15 protein-coding genes are annotated in these 24795 nt (G+C 58.0%); 9 read left to right on the top strand and 6 right to left on the bottom strand.

Annotated elements, in window-relative coordinates:
* Window positions 1–84: 84 nt before the first annotated feature.
* The 3 genes from KHU33_RS02970 to KHU33_RS02960 form a co-directional block, all read right to left on the bottom strand.
* Complete coding sequence (locus KHU33_RS02970) at window positions 85–1131, bottom strand: porin (RefSeq protein WP_211461022.1); 1047 nt, start codon at window positions 1129–1131, stop codon at window positions 85–87.
* 145 nt (window positions 1132–1276) lie between these two features.
* Window positions 1277–2620 (bottom strand): MFS transporter, encoded by a 1344-nt coding sequence (locus tag KHU33_RS02965; protein WP_211461021.1) that lies wholly within the window; start codon window positions 2618–2620, stop codon window positions 1277–1279.
* Window positions 2621–2939: 319 nt separating this feature from the next.
* Window positions 2940–4109 carry a 4-hydroxybenzoate 3-monooxygenase gene (locus KHU33_RS02960; protein WP_211461054.1) on the bottom strand — a complete coding sequence of 390 codons (1170 nt, stop codon included), beginning with the start codon at window positions 4107–4109 and terminating at the stop codon, window positions 2940–2942.
* Between the two features lie 146 nt (window positions 4110–4255).
* On the opposite strand from KHU33_RS02960, the gene KHU33_RS02955 reads away from it, so the two are divergent.
* Window positions 4256–5185 (top strand): helix-turn-helix domain-containing protein, encoded by a 930-nt coding sequence (locus tag KHU33_RS02955; protein ID WP_211461020.1) that lies wholly within the window; start codon window positions 4256–4258, stop codon window positions 5183–5185.
* A gap of 134 nt (window positions 5186–5319) precedes the next feature.
* Complete coding sequence (locus KHU33_RS02950; protein WP_211461019.1) at window positions 5320–6510, top strand: acetyl-CoA C-acyltransferase family protein; 1191 nt, start codon at window positions 5320–5322, stop codon at window positions 6508–6510.
* A 121-nt stretch (window positions 6511–6631) separates the two neighbouring features.
* On the opposite strand, the gene KHU33_RS02945 is transcribed toward KHU33_RS02950, so the two are convergent.
* Both KHU33_RS02945 and KHU33_RS02940 read right to left on the bottom strand, forming a co-directional pair.
* Window positions 6632–7297: a YcbK family protein gene (locus KHU33_RS02945; RefSeq protein WP_211461018.1), complete on the bottom strand. Its 666-nt coding sequence runs from the start codon at window positions 7295–7297 to the stop codon at window positions 6632–6634.
* Between the two features lie 95 nt (window positions 7298–7392).
* The gene (locus KHU33_RS02940; RefSeq protein WP_211461017.1) at window positions 7393–8097 is read right to left on the bottom strand and encodes a glutathione S-transferase N-terminal domain-containing protein; all 705 of its coding nucleotides are present in this window, start codon (window positions 8095–8097) and stop codon (window positions 7393–7395) included.
* A gap of 272 nt (window positions 8098–8369) precedes the next feature.
* On the opposite strand from KHU33_RS02940, the gene KHU33_RS02935 reads away from it, so the two are divergent.
* The 5 genes from KHU33_RS02935 (at window position 8370) to KHU33_RS02915 (ending at window position 17604) form a co-directional block, all read left to right on the top strand.
* Window positions 8370–11093, top strand: a complete 2724-nt coding sequence (locus KHU33_RS02935; protein ID WP_230414015.1) for a TonB-dependent receptor domain-containing protein — start codon at window positions 8370–8372, stop codon at window positions 11091–11093.
* A 75-nt stretch (window positions 11094–11168) separates the two neighbouring features.
* Window positions 11169–12734: a thioredoxin family protein gene (locus KHU33_RS02930; protein ID WP_211461016.1), complete on the top strand. Its 1566-nt coding sequence runs from the start codon at window positions 11169–11171 to the stop codon at window positions 12732–12734.
* A gap of 82 nt (window positions 12735–12816) precedes the next feature.
* Window positions 12817–13488: a glutathione S-transferase gene (locus tag KHU33_RS02925; RefSeq protein ID WP_211461015.1), complete on the top strand. Its 672-nt coding sequence runs from the start codon at window positions 12817–12819 to the stop codon at window positions 13486–13488.
* 161 nt (window positions 13489–13649) lie between these two features.
* Window positions 13650–15143, top strand: coding sequence for an AMP nucleosidase (locus KHU33_RS02920; protein WP_211461014.1), 1494 nt, complete (start codon window positions 13650–13652; stop codon window positions 15141–15143).
* Between the two features lie 286 nt (window positions 15144–15429).
* Window positions 15430–17604 carry a TonB-dependent receptor gene (locus KHU33_RS02915; RefSeq protein ID WP_211461013.1) on the top strand — a complete coding sequence of 725 codons (2175 nt, stop codon included), beginning with the start codon at window positions 15430–15432 and terminating at the stop codon, window positions 17602–17604.
* A gap of 258 nt (window positions 17605–17862) precedes the next feature.
* Here KHU33_RS02915 and KHU33_RS02910 read toward each other — a convergent pair whose 3' ends face one another.
* Window positions 17863–18936: an NAD(P)H-dependent flavin oxidoreductase gene (locus KHU33_RS02910; protein WP_211461012.1), complete on the bottom strand. Its 1074-nt coding sequence runs from the start codon at window positions 18934–18936 to the stop codon at window positions 17863–17865.
* Between the two features lie 263 nt (window positions 18937–19199).
* On the opposite strand from KHU33_RS02910, the gene KHU33_RS02905 reads away from it, so the two are divergent.
* Together KHU33_RS02905 and KHU33_RS02900 are read left to right on the top strand one after the other, a co-directional pair.
* On the top strand, window positions 19200–19922 hold the full coding sequence (locus tag KHU33_RS02905) for a transposase (protein ID WP_211461011.1): 723 nt from the start codon (window positions 19200–19202) through the stop codon (window positions 19920–19922).
* A 178-nt stretch (window positions 19923–20100) separates the two neighbouring features.
* Window positions 20101–24789, top strand: coding sequence for a glutamate synthase-related protein (locus KHU33_RS02900; RefSeq protein ID WP_211461052.1), 4689 nt, complete (start codon window positions 20101–20103; stop codon window positions 24787–24789).
* The last annotated feature ends 6 nt before the right edge of the window (window positions 24790–24795 follow it).

The following is a 24795-nucleotide window of genomic DNA, read 5'->3' as shown; positions in this document are numbered from 1 at the left end:
ATAATCTGGTAAGTCGGATCTGTTTTTATAAAGCGCGAACAAACCGGACGGAGCCGTTGCGGCTCCGTCTTGCATAATTTCTTGCTAGAACTTGTGACGTATGCCGAACACGACGGCGCGCGGATCGGCGCCTGGATTGGCGGCTGCGACTTCGTTGCCATTTGCCGAGCCGACGCCAAAACTCGCTTTCGCATCGTTATTGACCCGAGAGTAGCCGGTGTACAAGGTAGTCCGTTTGGACAGATCGTAGTCATACACCAGGCCGTAACTGCGCGAATTGGCATTGGCAGCGCTTTTATTTTTCAGGCTGCCGTAGCTGAAATTGATCCTGCCGCCGCCCAGCGGAACATCCAGCGCCACCGACCAGAAATCGTAATCCGGAATCGCCGCACTGCTGAAATCATTGCGCACCGTTTCGAGCACCAGATACGGTTTCATGAAAGAAAAATCGTAGGACACGGCCGCCGCCAGATTTTTGGTCAGGTTATCCGGTACCGACGGCGTCTTTCTCTTGGAGGCGTAGCTGAGCGCGGCAGACAAGGGGCCGTTGTCGTAATTGGCGTGGATGTTGAACAGATTGCCGTAGGACTGGCTAACGTTCGGCACGGTCGTATTTTCGCCGAACGCATAGAACAGCGACAGCGTGACACCCGCGAAGACCGGCGATACATACTTGACCGAATTGTCCAGCCGCACATCTTCGAGCGCCGGCACGTAGGCGGCGGCGGCATCGCCGAAACCGACTGCGTGCGTGCTGAACTTGACGTGCATCGAATGCAGCGGCTCATATTGACGCCCCAGCGTGACGGCGCCGGCCGCGGAGCTCAAGCCGACGAAGGCCTGGCGGCCGAACAACAGGCCGCTCTGGGCCAACGCGCCATTGTCGACGTTGAAGCCGTTTTCAAGCGTGAATAAGGCTTTCAATCCGCCGCCCAGATCTTCAGTGCCGGTAAACCCGATCCGGCTCTGGCTCAGATTGCCGCTTTGTACGCGGTTCAATTTATCCTTGCCGTTGTTGGCGGACTCAATGGCGGCATCGACAATGCCGTAGATAGTGACGTTGCTGCTTTGGGCGCGCACCGTGCTGGTAGCTGCGGCGAGAACGGACAAGATGACAATTGCCTTTTTCATAAATATGTCTCCAGATATTTTTATAGTCAGGTGCTGCTGCGATACCTCAAGAATCGGCGGGCATGCTGCATCCCGCCATTCAATCGGCGTAAAGGGCGATACCGGGTCTTAGCGAAGCGTGATCTTCGCCGCTAGGTAGAGTTGCTCAGACTGCCATGCTGAGTTGCCCGCGCGATCTCAAATGGAGATGCTTGAATAGCAGCGCGGCGGCGGCAACGAAAGCCGGCAGCGCCAGCAGGCTGAAGATGGCGCTCAAACTCCAGCCGAATTGCAGCAGCTGGCCGCCGATGGTTGCGCCCAGGATGCCGCCGGGACGGCCGATGCCGAGCATCCAGGCGACGCCGGTAGCGCGCCCCTGGGTTGGATAAAAACCGGCGGCCAGCGCCGGCATCGAGGATTGCGCGCCGTTCATGCACAAGCCGGCAATGAACATCAACACGCCGAGCAGCACGGCGTCGCCGGTGCCGCGGCCGATGGCGTAGACAAAAATCCCGGTCAGCACATAGGTAATCGCAATCGCCTTATGCGCACTCATGCGATCCATCAGCCAGCCGACCGCCAAGGTGCCGATCACTCCGCCCAAGGGAAACAAGGCGGTGATGGTGCTGGCTTGCGACAATGAAAATCCGGCGTTCTTGATGAGTGTCGGCATCCAGCTGGTCAGCAGATAAAAAATCAGCAAACCCATGAAATACGTCAGCCACAGCATCAGCGTGCCAAACCGATAGCGCGCCGAAAAAATCACCGCCAGCGCGGTTTTTCCCGCCAGGGCGACCAGCTCAGGAACGGTAAAGCGCGTCTCGGTGGTAATCGAGCCAGGAGCAATCCGGTTCAATACGTCGGCGATTTTTTTATCCGGCCAGCGCCGCACCACCATGAACCGTGGCGATTCCGGCAGTTGCAGCAACAGTAGTGCGAGCAGCAGCGGCAAGCAGCCGCCGACGATGAACATGCTGTGCCAGCCGTAATGCGGAATCATCCAGGCCGCGACAAAGCCGCCCAGCGCCGAGCCCAGGGTGAAGCCGCAAAACATGGTATTGACGATCATCGAGCGCTTGCGTTGCGGCGCATATTCCGACATCAGCGTGACCGCATTCGGCATCGCTGCGCCCAATCCCAGGCCGGTCAGAAAGCGCAAGGCAGTGAGGATCTGGATCGAGCCGGCGAAGGCTGACATCAGCGTCCAGAAACCGAACAGCAAGACCGACGCCAGCAACACTTTCTTGCGGCCGATGCGGTCCGCCAGCGGTCCTGCCAGCAGCGCGCCGATCGCCAATCCCACCAGCGCCGCGCTCAACACCGGCACTAGAGCCGCTTTCTCGACACCCCATTCCTGGCTCAAGGCCGGCGCCAGGAAGCCGATGATTGCAGTGTCAAAACCGTCAATCGCGATGATCAGGAAACACAGCCCCAGGATCAGCCATTGATAGAGAGAAAACGGTTTGTCGTCGATGAACTGTTGTACGTCGATGGTCTGTTTGGCCGTCATGCTGGACTCCTGGCGCACGGCTGGAAAACCGTCAGGTTGCGAACAGCATGAAAGATAGGGACGGCACGCGGCCGCCGCGAACGGATGGTGGTAGGCATTGCATTGTCTCCTGATTTTATATTTTTATATTTAAGTCGCCAGAGCACGGTCGAGCGTACTACCGGTTCGCTGAATACTAGGGCTTGCACTACCTCGTAACAAGACGCCGATGTTGCGCAGTAAGCGTTTATCGCCCGTATTGTGCGATAGACGCCCAAATCCACATGTTTTTCAGGACTGCGGATCGGTGTTGATTACAGGAAATACAATAAGCTTGTCGTTAAAATTCCATGCCGACATAGTTTTCCGCCAGCGCTGTGGCGGCGGCGCGTGAAGCGACCACATATTCCAGTTCGGCCCGCTGCAACTGCTGCTGAAACGGCGAGGCGTCCGAAAAATTGTGCAGCACGCTGGTCATCCACCAGGAAAAATGTTCGGCGCGCCAGACACGCTTGAGCGCCGTTTCGGTGTAGCTGGCCAGCAAGTCCTGTTGGCCTTTTTTATAGAATTGCTCAAATCCAAGCGCTAACAGGCGCACATCCGAGACGGCAAGATTCAAGCCCTTGGCGCCGGTTGGCGGCACGATATGAGCGGCGTCGCCGGCCAGGAACAACCGTCCGTATTGCATCGGCGTCGAGACAAAGCTGCGCATGCCGATGATGTTTTTCTGGAATATTTTTCCTTCTTTCAGCGCCCAGCCGTCTTCACACGCCAAACGCGTATTCAGTTCCGACCAGATGCGGTCATCGGACCAGTTATTCACATCGTCCTTGGGATCGCATTGGAAATACAAGCGCTGCACAGTCGGCGAACGGGTGCTTACCAGGGCGAAGCCGCGTTGATGCTGGGCATAGATCAGTTCGTCCGAAGAAGGCGGCGCCTCGACCAGGATGCCGAACCAGCCGAAAGGATAGTTGCGCTGGAAATCCTGGCGCGGATTCTCGGGGATGCAGGGCCGCGAAATGCCGTGAAAGCCATCGCAGCCGATCACGAAATCTGCTTGCAGCAAAGCCGGTTCTCCCAGCTGCGTATAACGCACTGAAGGGGCTGTGCTCTGGATATCGTGCAGGCTGACATCGCTCACTTCGAATAGGATTTTTCCGTCGGCGGCGAGGCGTGCGGCAACCAGATCCTTGATCACTTCATGCTGCGCATAGACAGTGATTGAGCGTCCGGTAAGTTCGGTCAAATCGATACGATGACGGCGGCCGCCGAAAGCCAGTTCGATGCCGTGGTGCACTACGCCCTCGCGTTGCATCCTGGCGCCGACGCCGCTTTGGTTCAGGATATCCATCGTGCCCTGTTCCAGCACGCCGGCGCGGATAGTGGCTTCGATCTCGGTGCGGCTACGGCTTTCCAGTACGACAGATTCGATGCCGTTCAGATGCAGCAGATGCGATAGCAAAAGACCTGCCGGTCCGGCGCCGATAATCGCTGCTTGCGTTTTCATTGCGTGCATTTGTCTTCTCCATTTTTAATGATTTTTGTGTAACACCGATGGCTATAGATGCTAGTCCAGACGGGCTCAGTTAAAAATGGATGAAACGCAGAATAACTTGTACTATTTTGACAGTCACTTGTTTTGGGAAGCAAACCATGGGCGCTCGGCATGCAATTAAAAAAGTCATAAAAAAAGAGATTCCGCAATTCGCTTTATATGGCGAAAACACGGCGGCTGAGAACGCCGAATTTGTCCATATCGAGTTGATAGAAACGCGCAGCCGGCTGCACGACTGGCATATTCAAAGCCACACGCACCGCGGCTTGTTTCAGATCCTCTTTTTGTTCGGCGGCCACGTCCGCGCCGAGATCGACGCCGGGTTATGGGAATGCGAGGGGCCGGTGGCGCTCACCATCCACCCATCGGTAGTGCATGGTTTCGATTTCTCAAAGGAAGCACAGGGTTTTGTCTTGACGGTCGACCAGAATTTGTTGTTTGGCGACAAACTGGGCGTTGATGCAGCCTTGTTTTCCACCATCTTCGTGGAGCCGCTGGCGATAGCTCTGACTGCGGTCGATGAAAGCCGGCAACGCATCGAAATCTTGCTAAAACAACTGATGACCGAATCGTCCTGGCCGCGCGCCGGGCATACCCTTATGCTGGAATGGCTGGCGCGCAGCGTGTTGCTGCTGCTGGTGCGCCTGCATTCCGATCATCGCTCGGCGGACCGCACCGGCCGTCACGATTTCGAATTGTTCAGCCGTTTCCGGGTGTTGGTTGAAGAGCATTACAAAGAACAATGGCAGGTAGGCCGTTGTGCGGCACAGTTGCGCGTTACCGAGAGCCGCCTGAACCGCCTGTGCGTCAGGCTCACCGGTAAATCGGCGTTTGACATGATGCAGCACCGCCTGATGCTGGAAGCCAGGCGCAAACTGACTTACGTGCCGTCCGCCGTGGCCAGCATTGCGTACGAGTTAGGCTTTCAGGATCCGGCTTACTTCAGCCGTGTCTTTAAACGGCATACCGGCCTGACACCGAAGCAATTCCGTTTACAGACGACGCCTGAAGGAGGCGACTTTCACTAGATAGAGTTTGAACTTCGCAAGCGCGTCTGCGCTAATATGATTGTCTGCATTCAGCGGCGCTGTCAGGCCGCTGCAAGGTCGCCCGTACGGATTGATATCACATCGCTAAACCGCAAACCAACCAGGAGATAAACATGGCTAACATCAGAGACGTAGTAATTGTCGGCGCTGCCCGCACTGCGATTGGCGCATATGGCGGCGCATTGAAGGATCTGGCGCCAGGCGAACTGGGCGCGATTGCGGTCAAGGAAGCATTTGCGCGTGCCAGGATCGAGCCGACCCAAGCTGGACAGATCATATTCGGCAACGTCATCCACACTGAAGCGCGCGATATGTATGTGTCGCGCGTGGTCGGTCTGAATGCCGGCATGGGCAAGGATTCCACGGCGCTGACGCTGAACCGCCTGTGCGGCTCGGGCCTGCAAGCCATCATCACGGCCGCCAACGCCATCCAGCTCGAAGAGACCGATATTGCAGTCGGCGGCGGCGTCGAAAGCATGAGCCGTTCGCTGTACGCCACGCAAGCCGCTCGCTTTGGTGCGCGCATGGGCGATATCAAGATGATCGACATGATGGTCGGCGCTTTGTCGGACCCTTTCGGCGCCGGTCACATGGGTGTCACTGCTGAAAACGTGGCTGAGAAATACGGCATCTCGCGCCAAGAGCAGGACGCCTTCGCACTGGAAAGCCAGAGACGCGCGACTGCGGCCATCGCCGCCGGTTACTTCAAATCGCAGATCGTGCCGGTCGAAATCAAGACGCGTAAAGGCGTCACATTATTCGACACCGACGAATATCCGAAGGCCGACGCCACCATGGAATCGCTGGCTAAGCTGAAGCCGGCATTCAAGAAAGAGGGCGGCACGGTCACCGCCGGCAATGCCTCCGGCATCAACGACGGTGCGGCAGCCTGCGTCTTGATGGCGGCTGAGGCTGCGGCGCGCGCCGGACTGACGCCATTGGCGCGTGTGGTTTCTTATGGGGTGGCCGGGGTTGATCCAACGATTATGGGAACCGGCCCGATTCCGGCGGTTCAGCTGGCCTTGAAGCGCGCCGGTCTCAATCTTGACGATATGGATGTGATCGAATCCAACGAAGCCTTTGCCGCGCAGTCGCTGGGTGTGTGCAAAGGCTTGGGCCTTGATCCGGCGCGCACCAATGTCAACGGCGGCGCCATCGCGCTCGGCCATCCTCTGGGTGCGAGCGGCGGCATCATCGCAATCAAATGCCTGTATGAGTTGATACGCACTAATAAGCGCTATGGTTTGATCACCATGTGCATTGGCGGTGGTCAAGGCATAGCCATGATCATCGAGCGTATTTGAAGGTGATTTTTTCTCAGCAGGGAGCAACACTGTCGAGCTGAAAAAGCGCGTCAATGCGGCGAATCAATGCGGCAGACAAGCCACATTGATTCGCCTGAAATTACGCAGCGCCGAAACGCAATCACCCTTTCCAGGTGCGTTGCAGCCCCGTGTCGGCGTGAATCCAGCCGCCATTTTTCCCTGGCCGGTAATAGAAGCCGACTCCGCCCTGGCGGAAGCTGCGGATCAAGCCGCCCAGCACGTCCGCATCTAACTGCGTGAGGCGGATGTCGGCTGCGCGGCCTTCCAAATGCAAGGATTTGCGCGCCGCCGGCACGCCGGTTTCGATCAGGTGCTGGTTGGTCGCGGCGGTACGGAATCCCGACAGGATTTCCAGAGGCTGGACAATGCCGTAGCGCGCAATAAAAGCCTGGGTGCCCCACAGGGTCTCAAGCAGCTTGGGATCTATCGGCGCGGTTTGCTTGCCCTGGACATCCCGCAGCAGATGGCATAGCTGCTGATAGGCGGACTCTTGCACTTCCCCATCTTTCCAATACAGAAGCTTGGCGCGTTCGCCGCTGGCAGGGCGCGTCACTTCGATCACTCGCGGTTTGAGCCAGAATTCCATGTCGACCAGTTGCGCGTCAAAGATGTCCGGCGGCGGGTCCATCGCCGGCAAGGCGTCAGAAGAGGTGGCGGGCGCTTCCTTGGCGAGCGCTGTCTGCGCTGCAAATGGGAGCTGGCTGGAAAAGAGGCCGGAGGCGGTCAGGAACAAGCTCTTTTGCAGGAATTTTCGGCGCGAAGACATGGAGATCCAAATGTGGTGGGATGCGCAATTTTATCGCACCGTCCCCGGCTTGAGTAGCCGCCGGGAGCGGTTCCTTGATTCGGCTTATCTCAACATCAGCCGCGCTTTGGAATCGTCAGGCCTTTTGCCACCGCCGGCCGCGCAACAAACGCATCGAGCGCCCGCGTGACATGCGGGAAATCGGCAATGCCCACCAGATCGCCTGCCTCGTAGAAACCGATCAGGTTGCGTACCCAGGGGAAGGTGGCGATGTCGGCGATGGTATAGGTATCCCCCATGATCCAGTGGCTGTCCGCAAGGCGTTGGTTGAGTACCGCCAGCAGGCGCTTCGATTCTGCGACGTAGCGGTCGCGCGGGCGCTTGTCTTCGTAATCCTTGCCAGCGAATTTATTGAAAAATCCAAGCTGGCCGAACATCGGCCCGATGCCGCCCATCTGGAACATCAGCCACTGGATCGTCTGGTAGCGTCCGGCGCGGTCATGCGGCAAGAAGCGCTCGCTTTTGTCCGCCAGATAAATCAGGATCGCGCCTGATTCAAACAGCGGCAGCGGTTTGCCGTCCGGCCCATTGGGATCGAGGATGGCCGGGATCTTGTTATTCGGATTGAGCGACAGGAACTCGGGCGAGGTCTGGTCGTTGCTGTCGAAGCTGACCAGGTGCGGCTCGTAAGGCAGGCCGGTTTCCTCCAGCATGATAGATACTTTGACGCCGTTGGGAGTTGGCAAGGAATACAGCTGGATCCGTTCGGGATGGCGGGCCGGCCATTTCTTGGTGATAGGGAAGAGGGAAAGATCAGTCATGCAAGCTCCTTTTTTGTTGGTATCGGTCTGTCTGGAAATTTACTAACCGCCATTAGCAGGCGAAAAAAATACTCAGTCTAAAGCAAGCTGAGCAAGGATGCTTTGAGCGTGGCTGCTGCATTCAAGTTTGCGGAAAGTGCCTTCCAACATGTAGCGCATATAGATATGTAAAACCATCAGTTCGTATTGCCGTCTGCCTACTATATTCTCGTTCCCCATTAAAGAGCGACACAGTTCTTTACAAAAGAATATATGCGAAGGAATGGCAATACATGCTGAGATTCAAAACCCTGCCTGCGCAGACTGCGCTGTCGCTGTTGATTGCTTATGTAATACCAAACTTCTATCAAACAGCTAATGCCCAAGCCGCGGAAGATAACGCGGCAGCCGGCGACACCAAAGCGGTGGTGGTCACCGGCTCGCGGATTCCACGCGCCAGCAAGGAAGGGCCGACCAGCGTTACGGTGATCACCGGCGAGGATATCGAAAAGCAGGGTTATCGCAATGTGTTTGAAGCCCTCAGTGCGCAGACCCAGAATACCGGCATGACCCAGGGCGCCGACTACGGCAACACCTTCACGCCTGCGGCGAATACCATCAGCTTGCGCGGCCTCGGTCCGAATCACACGCTGATCCTGCTGAACGGCAGGCGGATTGCCGACTATCCGGTGGCTTATGAAGGTTCGGTCAATTTCGTCAATCTGGCGAATATTCCTTCGGCGCTGGTGGAGCGGATCGAGATATTGAACAGCGGCGCCTCGGCGGTGTATGGATCGGATGCGATTGCCGGCGTGGTCAACATCATTACGAAAAAGCAAATCAGCGGTTTCGACTTCAACATCAAGGCCGGTGGCACTAAAGACGGCGGCGCTAACCAGCGGATCCAGTTCACCGGTGGCGGCAGCAGCGGGAATTTGAGCGGGGTGTTTGGCATAGAGCTGAGCCGGACCCAGCCGATCTGGGCCCGCCAGCGCGATTTCATGTCATCGGTTTCATCCGACGGCACGACGCCGACAGCGGTATTTTCACGGCTCAATGTCGACAGCAATAAATACATCGATCCGGGCGCCGATACTTGCGGCCAGCTCGGCAACCTGTTCTACGACAGCGTGGTAAGGATGCAGGCAAAAAAAGGCGTGTATTGCGGCAGCGGCAAGGCGAGGCCGGCGTATTGGACCACCATGACTCAGAACCAAAGCGAGAATCTGTTCGGCAGCTTGAGCTATCAACTGAGCGGCAAGACCGAATTGTTCAGCGATCTGATGCTGGGATTTAACTCCACGGAAAATAATACGCGCGGCCCTAACTGGACCTCGGAAGCCGCCGGCAGCAGCTATTTCTATAACCAGAATAGCGGCCGTAACGAAAGCTGGGCACGCCGGATTTCGCCTGAAGAAATTGGCGGAGTCACTCGTTACAACAGCAAATGGCATGACGTTGCGGCTAATCTGACGCTAGGCGTACGCGGCGATGTGCCGTCGACCAGCAGCTGGAATTATGAAGCGGCTTACAATATCTCCGCCTATACCAGCCGCAGAACCACGCCTTTGCTGCTGAAGAATGTCGACAGCTTTTTCCTCGGTCCGCGTCTGGGCTACGACGCCGACGGTGTCGCCATCTATGCGCCGGATCCGAAAAGACTGTACCAGCCGCTGACCCCGGATCAGTTCAACTCCATCACCGGCGAAGCAACCAGCCGCAACAAATCCTGGACCCAGACCTTGAGCCTGAGCGCTAACGGCGATCTGTTCAATTTGCCGGCCGGGCCGGTGCGGCTGGCGGCGGTGACTGAGTTCGGCAGCCAGGGTTTCAGCAACACGCCGGACCCGCAATTCAATCAAGGCGTGTTCTTCAACCAGGCAGCTGCCGAAGGCGCTAGCGGATCGCGCAAACGCTACGCCTTGGGCGCAGAGTTGAATATTCCGATCATCAAACAGTTGATCGCCACCGTCGCCGGACGTTACGACGAGTACAGCTTTGCCGGCCGCAACGACGGCAAATTCACCTATAACACCGGGCTCGAATTCCGGCCCGCCAAGACCTTGCTGTTCCGTGGTAACTATGCGACCAGTTTCCGCGCACCCGACATGAACTACATCTATTCGAGCACCACTCGCGGCTATTATGCGTCGACCACCGACTATTACCGCTGCCAGCTGGCGGGACAGGCGTTGGCCGGCTGTGAGTTCAACAATTATTCGCCGGGCGCGAATTATATCCAGACCGGCAGCAAGGATCTGAAATCCGAAAACGGTAAATCGTGGAGTTACGGCGTGGTGTGGTCGCCAAGTTCCAACTTCGATATTTCGGCCGATTTCTGGCGGATCCAGATCGATAACCTGGTCACCAATCTCGACTCCGATATTATTTTGCACAACGAGGCCAATTGCCGCGCCGGCCAGCTCGACATCAATTCGCCGACCTGCGTCGATGCGCTGGCCCGGGTGCACCGCAATCCGGCCAATGCGCCGCTCAATCCGAACGCCATCCAGGAAATTCTTGTGAATCCGATCAATGCTGCGCAAGAACGCACCAGCGGTCTCGATGTGAGCGGCAAGTGGCGCATCAAGGCCGGCGCTATCGGCGATTTCCTGCTGAAGGCGAATTACACCAAGGTGCTCAGCCATCATTACCGGCAGTTTGCCAGCGATCCCGATCAGGACTTGTTGAATGCGCTGACCAATCCGGACTGGGGTTCCAAGGTCAACGCCAGCGTGACCTGGCTGCGCGACAAGTGGACCGGCACGGTGCAAGTCACGCGTTACGGCAGCTTGCCCAGCGCCGACCAGACCCGCCGCATCTCGCCCTTTGCACTGGTTAATCTGAGCGCCAGCTATCAGATCAACCCACGCGCATCGGTGGCGCTGATCGTCAACAATGTGTTTAACTCGGTGAAGCAAGACAATACCGGCGGCTGGCCGTATTATCCTACCGGTAACTACAATCCCTATGGCCGTCAGGGATGGCTGGAATTCAATTATCACTTTGGTTCGTAGAAGATATTTTCATGGCTGCATAGGGATGGACTTTGCCTATCCCTATGCGGTTTCAACCGTTGACGTGAGCAAAAAATGAAGACCTTATCAGCTGCCGCCGCCATGTTTGCCACGCTGATGTGCGCCACCGCGCCGGCCACGGCCCTGACCGCCACCGCCAAGCCCGCAGCGGCCGATGCGACCACAACTGCCGAGGGCATCAACTGGTATGACGGCGATGTCGACGCCGCCTTCGCTTTTGCCAAGGCGCATAACAAGCCCTTGTTCCTGTATTGGGGCGCGAGCTGGTGTCCGCCTTGCAATCAGGTAAAAGCCACGATTTTCAATCGGCAGGGATTTATCGAGCGCTCGCGTTTTTTTGTGCCGGTACACATCGACGGCGATAGCGCCGGTGCGCAAAAACTCGGCGAGCGTTTCAAGGTGCGCGGTTATCCGACCATGATCCTGTTCAAGCCGGACGGCACTGAAATCACCCGTTTGCCGGGAGAGATCGACGCCGACCGTTATCTGCAGACGCTGACGCTCGGCATCAGCGCCAACCGCCCGGTCAAGCAGACTTTGCAGGCAGCGCTGGCCGGCGCCAAGCTGACTGCGGACGAATGGCGTTTGCTGGCCTACTACTCATGGGATACGGATGAACAGCAGCTGGTCGGCAGCAAGGAATTATGGTCTACGCTGAAGCGTTTGGCGGCAGCTTGTCCGGCTGGCGATAGCGCCAATCGCCTGGCCTTAAGCGCGCTGGTAGCCGCTGCCAAGCCGGGCGAGACCGCCGGCGTTGATAAAACGTCGGCGGCAGCGCAATTGACGAAAGCAGTGGCGGATGCGCGTGTTGCGCGCGAGAACATGGATATCTTGACCAACTATCCGGCTGAACTGGTGCAACTGGCGACCTCGCCGAAATCGCCGGCCCGCGCCAAATTGATCGCGGCCTGGAATCTCGCCATGCAGCGCCTGTCCGGCGACCGCACTTTATCCAAGACTGATCGCTTGCAGGCAACGGCAGCGCAAGTATCGCTGGCGCGTATCGACACGCCGGACGGTGCGCTGGCGCCAGCCTTGCTCAAAGATGTGCGGCAAAGCGTGGCGCAAGCCGACAGTGCAACTACCGATGCCTATGAACGGCAATCGGTGATCAATGCCGGCGCCCATGCCTTGAGCGACGCCGGCTTGCTGGACGATTCGGATAGTTTGCTCAAGGCGGAGTTGAAGCGCTCGCATGCGCCTTACTATTTCATGCTCAGCCTGGCTTCGAACGCCAAGAAGCGCGGCGATAAAACCGGCGCCATCAATTGGTATGAGCAAGCTTATCAGGCGGCGCAGGGGCCGGCGACGCGCTTGCAATGGGGCGCGGCGTATTTGTCGGGCTTGCTGGAACTGACGCCGCAAGACGAAGGGCGGATAGAGAAGGTTGCGCGTACTGTGCTGCAAGAACTGGGCGGCACTCAGAATGCGTTTTACGAACGTAACCGCACGGTGCTGGAACGCCTGGCGAAAAAGCTCAACGCCTGGAATGGCGACGGCAAGCATCAAGCGGTGCTGGGGCGTTTGCGGCAGCAACTCGATACGGTGTGCGGCAAGCTGCCGGCGGCAGACGCACAGCGCGCAACTTGCCAAGGTTTGCTGAGTCCAACCCGGGTTTAGCAAAGACGGGATCATCCCCCGGTAAATCGGTTACGCTAGCAGGACTGTAATTTCTCCTGCTACCTGACCGGACTTGCCGACCATGATCATCGTTCACCATCTCAACAATTCCCGTTCGCAGCGCGTGCTGTGGCTGCTCGAAGAGCTGGGGCTGGATTATGAGATCAAGCCCTATCGGCGCGATCCAAAAACCATGCTGGCGCCGGCTGCGCTGAAGGCAGTTCATCCCCTGGGCAAAGCGCCGGTGATCACGGACGGCGATAACACGATCGCCGAATCCGGCGCGATTGTCGAATACCTGCTGCAGCAATATGGCGGCGGCCGCCTGATCCCGGCGGCGGGCAGCAAGGACCGCCGGCGCTACACCTACTGGCTGCATTACGCCGAAGGTTCGGCCATGCCGCCATTACTGATGAAGCTGATCTTCGGCCGCCTGGCGCGGCCGCCCATGCCTGCTATTCTGCGGCCGCTGGCGCGCATGATCGCTGACGGCGTGCAGCGCAACTACATCGATCCGCAACTCAAGACGCATCTGGATTTCATGGAAGGCGAGCTAGGCAAATCGACCTGGTTTGCCGGTGAAGAATTCAGCGCTGCCGACATCCAGATGAGCTTCCCGCTGGAAGCCTCGCAATCGCGCGGCGGCCTGGACGCCAGCCGGCCGCGCTTGCTTGCCTTTTTGCAGCGTATCCACGAGCGGCCGGCGTATCAGCGCGCAATCGAAAAGGGCGGCAAGTACGATTTGCTGAAGTAATGCCGTACTTGCTGCACTTGCTATAACTTGCCATAGCTTTCGGCTCCCGCTCTCGCGCCAATCCCAGTAGAATTGAACTGTAAGGTCCGGATAAAAAGTCCGGACCATGACGCCAGCGCGTCTGGCGTCCCGCTATGTGTCGATACCGCTATGGAGATTCAATGTTCCCGACTGAGCAATTTACCGATCCCCACGCCGCCGTCGTCCGCGTGCAAGAAATTTACGAACACCACACCGCCTTGTTGCGTGAAGCTTTCAAGCGCTTTGCAAATGGCGCTTCGATGCCGGAACGAGTGCGCGCCTGCTATCCGTTTGTACGCGTCACGACCGAGTTCAATACCCGGGCCGATACCCGCCATTCCTTTGGTTTTGTCTCTGGTCCCGGCGTCTACGAAACTACGCTGACCCGGCCGGAGCTGTACACCAATTACCTGGTCAGCCAGTTCAAACTGCTGCGCGATAACCACGACGTACCGCTCGAAATCGGCGTCAGCGACATGCCGATCCCGGTGCACTTCGCCTTCCCCGAAGGCATCCATGTCGAAGGTAATCTCGATCCCGATCATTTGCGTACGCTGCCGGATGTGTTCGACCTGCCCAACCTGGCGACCATGGACGACCGCATCGTCAACGGCACGTTTGAAGAGCTGCCGGGCGATCCGCATCCGCTGTCCTTGTTTACCGCGCCGCGCATCGATTATTCGCTGCACCGGCTGAAGCACTATACGGCGACCTCGCCCGATCGTTTCCAGCGCTATGTGTTGTTTACCAACTACGCGTTCTACGTCGACGAATTCATCCGCATGGGGCGCGAGCTGATGCAAGCCAGCAGCGATCCGGTGCAGCGCGAATATCGCCAGCAATACACGGCATTTGTCGAGCCGGGCGATCTGACCACCTGGAACGCCAACCTCGACGATCTGCCGTCCGATCGCGCACTCACCGGCATTGCGCCGGCGCGGCAGCCGCAGATGCCGGCCTATCATTTGCAACGCGCCGATGGTTCCGGCATCACGCTGATCAATATCGGCGTCGGCCCGTCGAATGCCAAAACCATTACCGACCATGTTGCTGTGCTGCGCCCGCACGGCTGGATCATGCTGGGCCATTGCGCCGGCTTGTCGACCTCGCAGCGGATGGGCGACTACGTGCTGGCGCATGCTTATGTGCGCGACGATCATGTGCTGGACGACGACTTGCCGCTGTGGGTGCCGGTGCCTGCGCTGGCCGAGGTGCAACTGGCTTTGCAAGATGCGGTGGCCGCCATCACCCAGCTGGAGGGCTATGAACTGAAGCGCATCATGCGTACCGGCACAGTGGCGTCGATCGACGATCGCAACTGGGAACTGCGCGATCATCGCAAGCCTTTGCTGCGCTTCAATCAAAGCCGGGCTATCGCGCTGGATATGGAAAGCGCGACGGTGGCGGCCAACGGTTTCCGCTTCCGCGTCCCTTACGGCACTTTGCTGTGCGTCTCGGACAAGCCGCTGCACGGCGAAATAAAATTGCCCGGGATGGCGAATCGCTTTTACGAGCAACGCGTCAACCAGCATTTGAAGATCGGCATCAAGGCGCTGGAATTGCTGCGCAATCAGGGCGTAGAGCAATTGCATAGCCGCAAACTGCGCAGTTTCAGCGAGCCGGCTTTCCGATAAGAGTGTCTGTAAAACAGTAGCGCCATCTTTGGGAACGCCCTCTGCGAGGGCGTCTCCCACGCCGTCGATTGATTTACGGTTCCTTGCCTCTCTCTTTCTGAGCGATTGAAAAATAAACAAGTATTCTCTACCAAAACTGGATGAGAACGGTTATCATTTGTAATTACATGTATAAATTGATAACTTTATCCGCGCCATTGAAAAGCGTGCGCGTAAAGAACTTGATTTACAGGCCTAGCACTGGCGGCCTACGTGCATCGTCATTTTTCAAACGAAAGGATATCGCATGGATACCTCATCCACACCCACCCCGCAATCTGCCGACGCTGCCGAACAGCCTTCCAGGCAAGGTAGAAATATGGCGCTCAGCATTGCTTTCAGCAGCCTGTTTGCCCCGGCTATAACCGCCGCCGGCGTGCCTGAGGCCGAGCTGCCTTCAGTCAACGTCCGCAGCGAGCGCGAAGGAAGCTATAAGGTCGACCGCTCCGCGTCCGATAAATTTACCGCGCCGCTGCTGGATACGCCCAAGACAATCACAGTGATCAACCAGGAGCTGATCGAGGAACGCGGCGCGACTTCACTTGTCGAGGTGCTGCGAACCACGCCCGGGATTACGCTGGGCGCCGGCGAAGGCGGTACGCCGATTGGCGACCGGCCTTTCATCCGCGGCTACGATGCCAGTACCGATCTGATGGTCGACGGCATGCGCGACCTTGGCCGTGTTTCGCACGAGGCATTCAACATCGAGCAGATCGAGATCGTCAAAGGCCCGGGCTCTGCCTATACCGGCCGCGGATCGACCGGCGGCAGCATCAACCTGGTCAGCAAGGCACCGAAAAAAGAAAATTTTTATGCCGGCAGCGCCATGCTTGGCACCGATCAGACCCGACGCCTGACTGGCGACGCCAACTGGCTGCTGGGAGATCAAGCTGCGTTGCGCCTGAACCTGATGAAGCACGAAGCCAATGTGGCTGGCCGCGATGGCCCCACGGTCAGCCGCTGGGGCGTGGCGCCGTCGCTGACGTTCGGACTGCACGGCAAGACCCAGGCAACGTTGAGCTATTACGCCTTGCGCACCGACGACATTCCCGATCAGGGAATCCCGTTCGACACCGTCAACAATACCGGCTTGCCGGCGCAGGTCGATCGCAGGAATTTTTACGGACTGACCGGCCGCGACTACCGCCGCACCGGCGCCGATCTTGCCACGGTGGATGTATCTCATCAGATGGAAGGAGGCGGCAAGCTGCGCAACGTCACGCGCTACAGTAAAAGCAGCAACGAATACGTGGTGTCGCGGCCAACCATGCAAAACGCTCCTAAGCTACCCGGCTATGGCATGGTGACCCGGCGTGGCGTAGGACGGGCGCTGGAAAACACTACGCTGCTCAATCAAACCGAATTGACCGGCAAGTTGCACACTGGCGGCATTGAGCATAGCTATGCGGCCGGGCTTGAGTTCAGCCGCGAGATCACTTACAACAAGGGTTTCAGCATAAGCAATACCGCGCCGATTGCCGATCTGTACCGGCCTGACCCCGGGCAGCCCTTCATCGGGACCATCGTCAAGGATGCGCTGGCAGTTCGGACCAAACACAATACTCGCGCAGCCTACGTGTTCGATACGATGCGCCTGACGCCGAAATGGGAGCTCAACGGCGGGTTGCGCTACGACGCATATGATGTGTCAACCAGTTCCGGAAGACGCGGCAGCTGGGATTTCGTGAACTATCAGGCCGGGATTGTCTTTAAGCCGCTGCCCAATGCCAGTATCTATGCATCGTACGGAACGTCATCCAATCCTTCGGGCGAGGCAGAAGGTCAAATTGGCGGTGCTGACGGTGTCGCCGGCGGCGGCCTGCGCCAACCGCCGACACCGCCGGAATCGAACCGCAGTGTCGAAGTGGGCACCAAATGGAATGTGCTGGACGACCGGCTGATGCTGACCGCAGCGGTGTTCCGCACTGAAAAAGTCAACGGCCGCGCAATTGAACCGACTACCGGCCTGGTCGAGCTGATCGGCAACAGCCGGGTCGACGGCATTGAGGTGGGCGCCGCCGGGAACCTCACGCCAGCCTGGACGGTGTTCGGCGGCTATACCTATTTGCGCCCGGTCTTGCGTGCCGACGGCGCGGGCGGCAACAGCGGCAAGCAGCTCAAATATGTAGCGCCAAACAGCTTCAGCGCATGGACAACGTATAAATTGACGAGCCAGCTGACTGTTGGCGGCGGCGGCAACTATATGTCGGAACGTTTTGTCGACGACAGCAATGCGCGCAAATTGCCGTCTTACTGGCGCTACGATGCGATGGTCAGTTACAAGGTCAGCAAACATCTGGATTTCAGGCTCAATCTTTTGAATCTGAGCAATGCCACGATTTATGACGCTTCACATGTCGGCATCTACGCCACCATCGCACCCGGCCGTTCCGCTTTGCTGACGGCGAATTTCAAGTATTGAGCCGGCTCCGCATTAGCGGACTTTTGAGCCTCCGTCCCGTTCAGGGATGGGGGTGATTTTCGGTGTGACGGAAAGATGTTTTATGCCGAGATATCACCCTCGTGTATCTGTCGTGCATGCCGACTGGCCTGAAACATCCATCCGAATAATAAGGCGCCGGCCAACGCCGTGCGCCAGGCTTCGCGGCCCTGGTCGATATTGGCTCAATCATGGCGGCTGCAGTTTTCCGATCTTTACGCACGTCGCTTCTCTTCGCGGCTAGCAATTGCCGACAGCTTGCAGTTCAGTTGCCAGCGTTGCTACCAGTTGAGCCGCCGGCATGGGGCGCGACATCGCCACCCCTTGGCCAGCCCATAGCGACATGAATTCCGGACGCCCGAGTTTGGCTGCGGTTTGGCGTATTTCGGCGCTCAGCGCATTTTGAATCGGGTAGGGCGGCACCGCACTTTCATGCGTCCGCATCTGCTCCATGAACGGATTGACGATGCCGCGTGCGTATCTGCCGGAGAAGCTACGGGTCAGGCGTGTGCTGTCGCTTTTCGCACTTGCCAGCTGTTCTCGCCAGGCCGGCGCTATGCCCGATTCCGGGCTCGCCAGGAAAGCCGTGCCAAGTTGCGCAGCCTGTGCGCCCAGCAGCATGGCGGCGGCGATGCCGCGCCCGTCCATGATGCCGCCGGCGGCGATCACCGGCACTTTCACTGCTGCAACAACCTGTGGAATCAACGTCATCAAGCCAATGCAGGATTGCTCGATATCGCCGATAAATGTCGCTCTGTGGCCGCCGGCTTCGCTACCTTGGACGCAGATGAAATCGGCGCCAGCTTGTTCCCAGGCCAGCGCTTCGGCAACATTGGTCACCGTGCCGATGACCTTGCAGCCCTTGCGTTGAAACTGCGCCACCGTTTCGGCATCGAGTATGCCGAAGGTGAAACTGACCACCGGCGGCGCGGCCTCCAGCAGGGCGGCCAGTTGCTCCTGGAAGCTTTCGCTGAATTTCTGCGGTGTGGTTGCCGGGCCAAGACCGAGCGCAGTGCGGAACGGCAGCAGCAGAGCTTGCGCGGCGTCGAGTTCGGCCGCACTTGTCTGGATTGACTCCAGAACGAATAGATTGACGTTGAACGGCCGTGAGGTGAGGGCGCGGATTTTCTTCACCGCATCAATGATTGCCTTGGGCGACAACAGGGCGGCGGCAAATGACCCCAGGCCTCCGGCATTGCTGACGGCAGTCACCAGCTCAACCGGCGAGCCGCCATTCATCGGCCCTTGCACGATCGGATAGCGGATGCCGAGCGTTGCAGTGAATGCCTTGGGGCCTGTATTGGTGTCGGACATGCTGATCCTCCTGAAAATAGGTGAGTGACCCGGTGGGCTGAAGCGGGTGACTGCTTTCAGCCATTATTGTTTATGCTACCTTGACAGCGTTATTCTGAAAAATGAATAATAAAAATGTCATTCATCTTTAATTGAGATGAATTATGGATTTGTTATCTCTGGGAATAATTGGGGTCAGAGTCGATTTATTCGGTAGGGAATAATTGGGGTCAGAGTCGATTTATTCGGTAAAATAAGCACACCAATAGTCACTCTCTTGCCCTATGGCCCGCCTGCCTCGACTCGTCATTCCCAACCAGCCGCATCACCTGATTCAGCGTGGCGTCGATCGCCAGGCAATTTTTCGTGAGACGGAAGACTACGTGAATTTTCTCGGCCGCTTGCGCGACGCTGCCAAGCAATTCAAGGTAGCCATCCATGCGTATGTGCTGATGAGCAACCATGTGCATTTGCTGGCGACGCCCTCCGACGCCGAAGGTTTGGCAAAGATGATGCAATGGGTGGGGCGCTTCTACGTGCCTTATTTCAATCAAAAATATGGGCGAGTCGGGACTCTGTGGCAAGGACGCTACAGGGCGACGGTGATAGATTCAGAGCCATATTTCATGTTGTGCAGCTGCTATATCGACCAGAATCCGGTGCGCGCAGGCATAGTTGCGACTCCGGGCGAGTACCCATGGTCGAGCTATTTGCACCATGTTGGGGTCAAGCCGGACCCGCTGGTGGTGGACCATGCCCTGTATTGGGCCTTGGGCAACACGCCATTCGACCGTGAAGCTGCGTATAAGCAAATGGCGGAGCAGGCACTTACTTCTGACCAGTCGCGTCAACTGATAGAGGCTACCAACAAGGGCTGGCCGCTGGGCTCGGAAAAATTCAAATCGCATCTTGAGAAGCAGGGCAATCAAAGAGTGCGCCCGGCCAGGCGTGGGCGCCCTTTTAAGGCGCTGCCTGAAGTGGCCGATCCTTTAGCGAAGCACAAATAAAAAATCACCAGCAGGGCAGCAACACCATCAAATGCACCAAATTGACTCTGTCCCTATTTAATTTTTGTGCAGAAATTAACCTGGTTAATTTGACTCTGACCCCATTTGTTGTGATTGAAGTCTGGATCTGTCTGCATTATTCTTAATGTCCTTACTCTCAAAGTGGTGGAGCAACGTTATGCATGCGCAAGGTTTATACGATCCGGCTAATGAACATGATGCCTGTGGCGTCGGTTTTATTGCTCATATCAAAGGCAAGAAGAGCCACTCGGCGATTGAGCAGGGTTTGCTGATCCTGAAGAATCTGGATCATCGGGGTGCGGTCGGGGCGGATAAGCTGATGGGCGACGGCGCCGGGATACTGATTCAGGTGCCGGACCAGTTCTATCGCGAAGAAATGGCGAAGCTGGGCGTGATCTTGCCGCCGCCGGGCGAGTTCGGCGTCGGCATGGTGTTCCTGCCGAAGGAGAATGCTTCGCGCATTGCTTGCGAACAGGAAATCGAGCGCGCAGTGCTGGCTGAAGGCCAGGTCGTGCTGGGCTGGCGCGATGTGCCGGTGGATATCGAGATGCCGATGTCGCCGACCGTGCGTGACAAGGAACCGGTGATCCGCCAGATCTTCATCGGCCGCGGTCCTGACATCATGGTGACCGATGCGCTGGAGCGTAAGTTATACGTGATCCGTAAATCGTCAGGCCACGCGATCCAGGCGCTGAACCTGTTGCATGGCAAGGAATTCTTTGTGCCGTCGATGTCGGCGCGCACCGTGGTCTACAAGGGCTTGCTGCTGGCTGACCAGGTCGGCGTGTACTACAAGGATCTGCAAGATCCGCGTTGCCTGTCGGCGCTGGCGCTGGTGCACCAACGCTTCTCTACCAATACTTTCCCCGAGTGGCCGCTGGCCCACCCGTATCGCCTGCTGGCGCATAACGGTGAAATCAACACCGTCAAAGGTAACTTCAACTGGATGCGCGCACGCGAAGGCGTGATGAAGTCGCACGTGCTGGGCGACGATCTGCGCAAGCTGTTCCCGCTGATTTATGAAGGCCAGTCCGACACCGCCTGTTTCGACAATGCGCTCGAACTGTTGCTGATGGCGGGCTATCCGATTGCGCAAGCGATGATGATGATGATTCCGGAAGCGTGGGAAAACCACGCGACCATGGATGACAACCGCCGCGCTTTCTACGAATATCACGCTGCGATGATGGAGCCGTGGGACGGCCCGGCAGCGATGGCGTTTACCGACGGCCGTCATATCGGCGGCACGCTGGATCGTAACGGCTTGCGTCCGGCGCGTTATATCGTCACCGACGACGATTTCGTGGTGATGGCTTCCGAATCTGGCGTGTTGCCGATCCCGGAATCCAAGATCATCCAGAAATGGCGTCTGCAGCCAGGCAAGATGTTCCTGATCGACCTCGACGCCGGTCGCATCATCGACGACAAGGAATTGAAAGACACTTTCGCCAACGCCAAGCCATACAAGCAATGGATTGAGTCGGTGCGGGTCAAGCTGGACGAGCTGGAGTCGGAGCCGTCGGAATCGGGTTCGACCATCCCGCTGCTGGATCGCCAGCAGCTGTTCGGTTACACGCAAGAAGACATCAAGTTCCTGATGTCGCCGATGGCGGCCGCCGCTGAAGAAGCGATCGGCTCGATGGGTAACGACTCGCCGCTAGCGGTCATGTCCAGCAAGAACAAGACGCTGTACAACTATTTCAAGCAACTGTTCGCGCAAGTCACCAACCCGCCTATCGATCCGATTCGCGAGGCGATGGTGATGTCGCTGGTGTCCTTTATCGGACCGAAGCCGAACATGCTGGACACCAACAACATCAACCCGCCGATGCGTCTGGAAGTGTCGCAGCCGATTTTGAACTACGACGATATCGCCAAGCTGCGCAACATCGGCGCCCACACCGGCGGCAAGTTCAAGTCGTACGAACTGAACATCTGCTATCCGGTTGCCTGGGGCAAGGAAGGCATCGAAGCGCGCCTGGCGTCGCTGTGCGCCAAGGCGGTCGATGCGGTCAAATCCGGTCATAACATCCTGATCGTGTCGGACCGCAAGGTCGACGCCGAACAGGTGGCGATCCCGGCATTGCTGGCCACTTCCGCGATTCACCAGCACTTGGTGAGCAAGGGTCTGCGCACGTCAACCGGCCTGGTGGTCGAAACCGGTTCGGCGCGCGAGACCCATCACTTTGCGTTGCTGGCAGGTTACGGCGCCGAAGCGATCCACCCCTACCTGGCGATGGATACCCTGACCGAACTGGCGCACGGCTTGCCGGGCGCATTGTCGCCGGAAAAGGCAATCTACAATTTCCAGAAGGCGATCGGCAAGGGCTTGCTGAAGGTCATGTCGAAGATGGGCATTTCGACTTACATGTCGTATTGCGGCGCGCAGATTTTCGAAGCGATCGGTCTCAACAAGAGCATGACCCAGAAATACTTCAAGGGTACCGCATCGAATGTTGAAGGCATCGGCGTATTTGAAGTGGCGGAAGAAGCCTTGCGCCTGCACCGCGCTGCATTCAGCGACGATCCGGTGCTGGCCAACGCGCTCGACGCCGGCGGCGAATATGCGTTCCGCATCCGCGGTGAAGAGCATATGTGGACGCCGGATGCGATCGCCAAATTGCAGCACTCGACCCGCGCCAACAATTTCAACAGCTACAAGGAATACGCGCAGCTGATCAATGATCAATCGAAGCGCCACATGACTTTGCGCGGCTTGTTTGAATTCAAGATCGATCCAAGCAAGGCGATTCCGTTGGATGAAGTCGAGCCGGCCAAGGAAATCGTCAAGCGTTTTGCTACTGGCGCGATGTCGCTCGGCTCGATTTCGACCGAAGCGCATGCGACGCTGGCAGTGGCGATGAACCGCATCGGCGGCAAATCCAACACCGGCGAAGGCGGCGAAGACGAGAACCGTTATCGCCAGGAGCTGAAGGGCATCCCGATCAAGCAGGGTGAAACCCTGGCATCGGTGATCGGCAAGGATCGTATCGAAGTCGACATTCCGTTGCTGGCGGGTGATTCGCTGCGCTCGAAGATCAAGCAAGTGGCGTCCGGCCGTTTCGGCGTGACTGCCGAATACCTGATTTCCGCCGACCAGATCCAGATCAAGATGGCGCAGGGCGCAAAGCCGGGCGAGGGCGGCCAGTTGCCGGGACATAAAGTGTCCGAGTACATCGCCAAGCTACGTTTCTCGGTGCCGGGCGTCGGCTTGATTTCGCCGCCGCCGCATCACGATATTTATTCGATCGAAGATTTGGCGCAGCTGATTCACGATCTGAAAAACGTCAACCCGCGTGCTTCGATTTCAGTCAAGCTGGTGTCCGAAGTCGGTGTCGGCACCGTGGCTGCGGGTGTTGCCAAGGCCAAATCGGATCACGTGGTGATCGCCGGCCATGACGGCGGTACCGGCGCTTCGCCGCTGTCGTCGATCAAGCATGCCGGCACGCCTTGGGAACTGGGTCTGGCGGAAACCCAGCAAACGCTGGTGCTGAACGGTTTGCGGAATCGTATCCGGGTTCAGGCCGATGGCCAGATGAAGACCGGCCGCGACGTTGTAATCGGCGCTTTGCTGGGCGCGGATGAGTTCGGTTTTGCTACCGCACCGCTGGTGGTCGAAGGCTGCATCATGATGCGCAAATGCCATCTGAACACCTGCCCGGTCGGCGTCGCCACGCAAGATCCGGTGCTGCGCGCCAAGTTCTCCGGCAAACCGGAGCATGTGGTCAACTTCTTCTTCTTCATCGCCGAAGAAGTGCGGCAGATCATGGCGCAGCTGGGCATCCGCAGTTTCAACGAACTGATCGGCCGCGCCGACCTGCTCGACAAGTCGCGCGCAATCACGCACTGGAAGGCGCAAGGCCTGGATTTCAGCCGCATCTTCTATCAACCGGCACTGCCTGAAGGCGGCGTGTATTACCACACCGAAGAACAGGATCACGGTCTGAACAAGGCGCTCGATCACAAATTGATCGCGCAAGCCAAAGCCGCGCTGGATAAGGGCGAGCGCGTCTCGTTCATTTCGCCGATCAAGAATCTGAACCGTACCGTCGGCGCCATGCTGTCAGGCGAAGTGGCGAAAAAATACGGTCACGAGGGTCTGCCCGACGACACCATCCACATCCAGTTGCAAGGAACGGCGGGCCAGTCGGCAGGCGCGTTCCTGGCGCAGGGCGTGACATTGGATCTGGTCGGCGAGGGCAATGACTACGTCGGCAAGGGCTTGTCGGGCGGCCGCATTATCGTGCGTCCGAATACCGAATTCCGCGGCCGTGCGGTCGACAACATCATCGCCGGCAATACGGTGCTGTACGGTGCGATTGCCGGTGAGGCCTTCCTCAACGGCGTCGCCGGCGAGCGCTTCGCGGTGCGTAATTCAGGCGCGATTGCAGTGGTGGAGGGCACCGGCGATCATGGCTGCGAATACATGACCGGCGGCACGGTTGTGGTGCTGGGCGACACCGGCCGTAACTTCGGCGCCGGCATGTCTGGCGGCCTGGCCTATGTCTACGATCCGGACGGCACATTTGCGGCGCAATGCAATATGGCGATGGTGACGCTGGAACCGGTGCTGAGCCAGGGCGAGCAGGAAGCCACGATCGATAAAGCGATCTGGCACAGCACCGTACGCGGCGGCGAGGTACAGGCTGACGAGGCGATCTTGAAAGGCTTGATCGAGCGTCACTTCAAGTACACCGGCAGCACGCGTGCCCGCAACTTGCTGGACAACTGGGTTGCCTCGCGCAGCAAATTTGTCAAAGTGTTCCCGACTGAATACAAACGGGCGCTGGGCGAGTTGAATGCGGCCCGCAGTGCTGCGCCAGCCAAAGAAAAAGTCGCTGCCTAATAGGCG

It is taken from the genome of Collimonas silvisoli (genome assembly GCF_018305005.1).
Classification (GTDB): Bacteria; Pseudomonadota; Gammaproteobacteria; order Burkholderiales; family Burkholderiaceae_D; genus Collimonas; species Collimonas silvisoli.
This window is presented reverse-complemented; position numbering and strand designations above follow the sequence as displayed.

Bases quoted from the DNA above. Each gene is read 5' to 3' on its own strand.
- KHU33_RS02955 (WP_211461020.1), top strand. From the start codon at position 4,256: ATGGGCGCTCGGCATGCAATTAAAAAAGTCATAAAAAAAGAGATTCCG.
- KHU33_RS02900 (WP_211461052.1), top strand. From the start codon at position 20,101: ATGCATGCGCAAGGTTTATACGATCCGGCTAATGAACATGATGCCTGT.
- KHU33_RS02970 (WP_211461022.1), bottom strand. From the start codon at position 1,131: ATGAAAAAGGCAATTGTCATCTTGTCCGTTCTCGCCGCAGCTACCAGC.
- KHU33_RS02930 (WP_211461016.1), top strand. From the start codon at position 11,169: ATGAAGACCTTATCAGCTGCCGCCGCCATGTTTGCCACGCTGATGTGC.
- KHU33_RS02905 (WP_211461011.1), top strand. From the start codon at position 19,200: ATGGCCCGCCTGCCTCGACTCGTCATTCCCAACCAGCCGCATCACCTG.
- KHU33_RS02960 (WP_211461054.1), bottom strand. From the start codon at position 4,109: ATGAAAACGCAAGCAGCGATTATCGGCGCCGGACCGGCAGGTCTTTTG.
- KHU33_RS02910 (WP_211461012.1), bottom strand. From the start codon at position 18,936: ATGTCCGACACCAATACAGGCCCCAAGGCATTCACTGCAACGCTCGGC.
- KHU33_RS02940 (WP_211461017.1), bottom strand. From the start codon at position 8,097: ATGACTGATCTTTCCCTCTTCCCTATCACCAAGAAATGGCCGGCCCGC.
- KHU33_RS02915 (WP_211461013.1), top strand. From the start codon at position 15,430: ATGGATACCTCATCCACACCCACCCCGCAATCTGCCGACGCTGCCGAA.
- KHU33_RS02935 (WP_230414015.1), top strand. From the start codon at position 8,370: ATGCTGAGATTCAAAACCCTGCCTGCGCAGACTGCGCTGTCGCTGTTG.
- KHU33_RS02945 (WP_211461018.1), bottom strand. From the start codon at position 7,297: ATGTCTTCGCGCCGAAAATTCCTGCAAAAGAGCTTGTTCCTGACCGCC.
- KHU33_RS02920 (WP_211461014.1), top strand. From the start codon at position 13,650: ATGTTCCCGACTGAGCAATTTACCGATCCCCACGCCGCCGTCGTCCGC.
- KHU33_RS02965 (WP_211461021.1), bottom strand. From the start codon at position 2,620: ATGACGGCCAAACAGACCATCGACGTACAACAGTTCATCGACGACAAA.
- KHU33_RS02950 (WP_211461019.1), top strand. From the start codon at position 5,320: ATGGCTAACATCAGAGACGTAGTAATTGTCGGCGCTGCCCGCACTGCG.
- KHU33_RS02925 (WP_211461015.1), top strand. From the start codon at position 12,817: ATGATCATCGTTCACCATCTCAACAATTCCCGTTCGCAGCGCGTGCTG.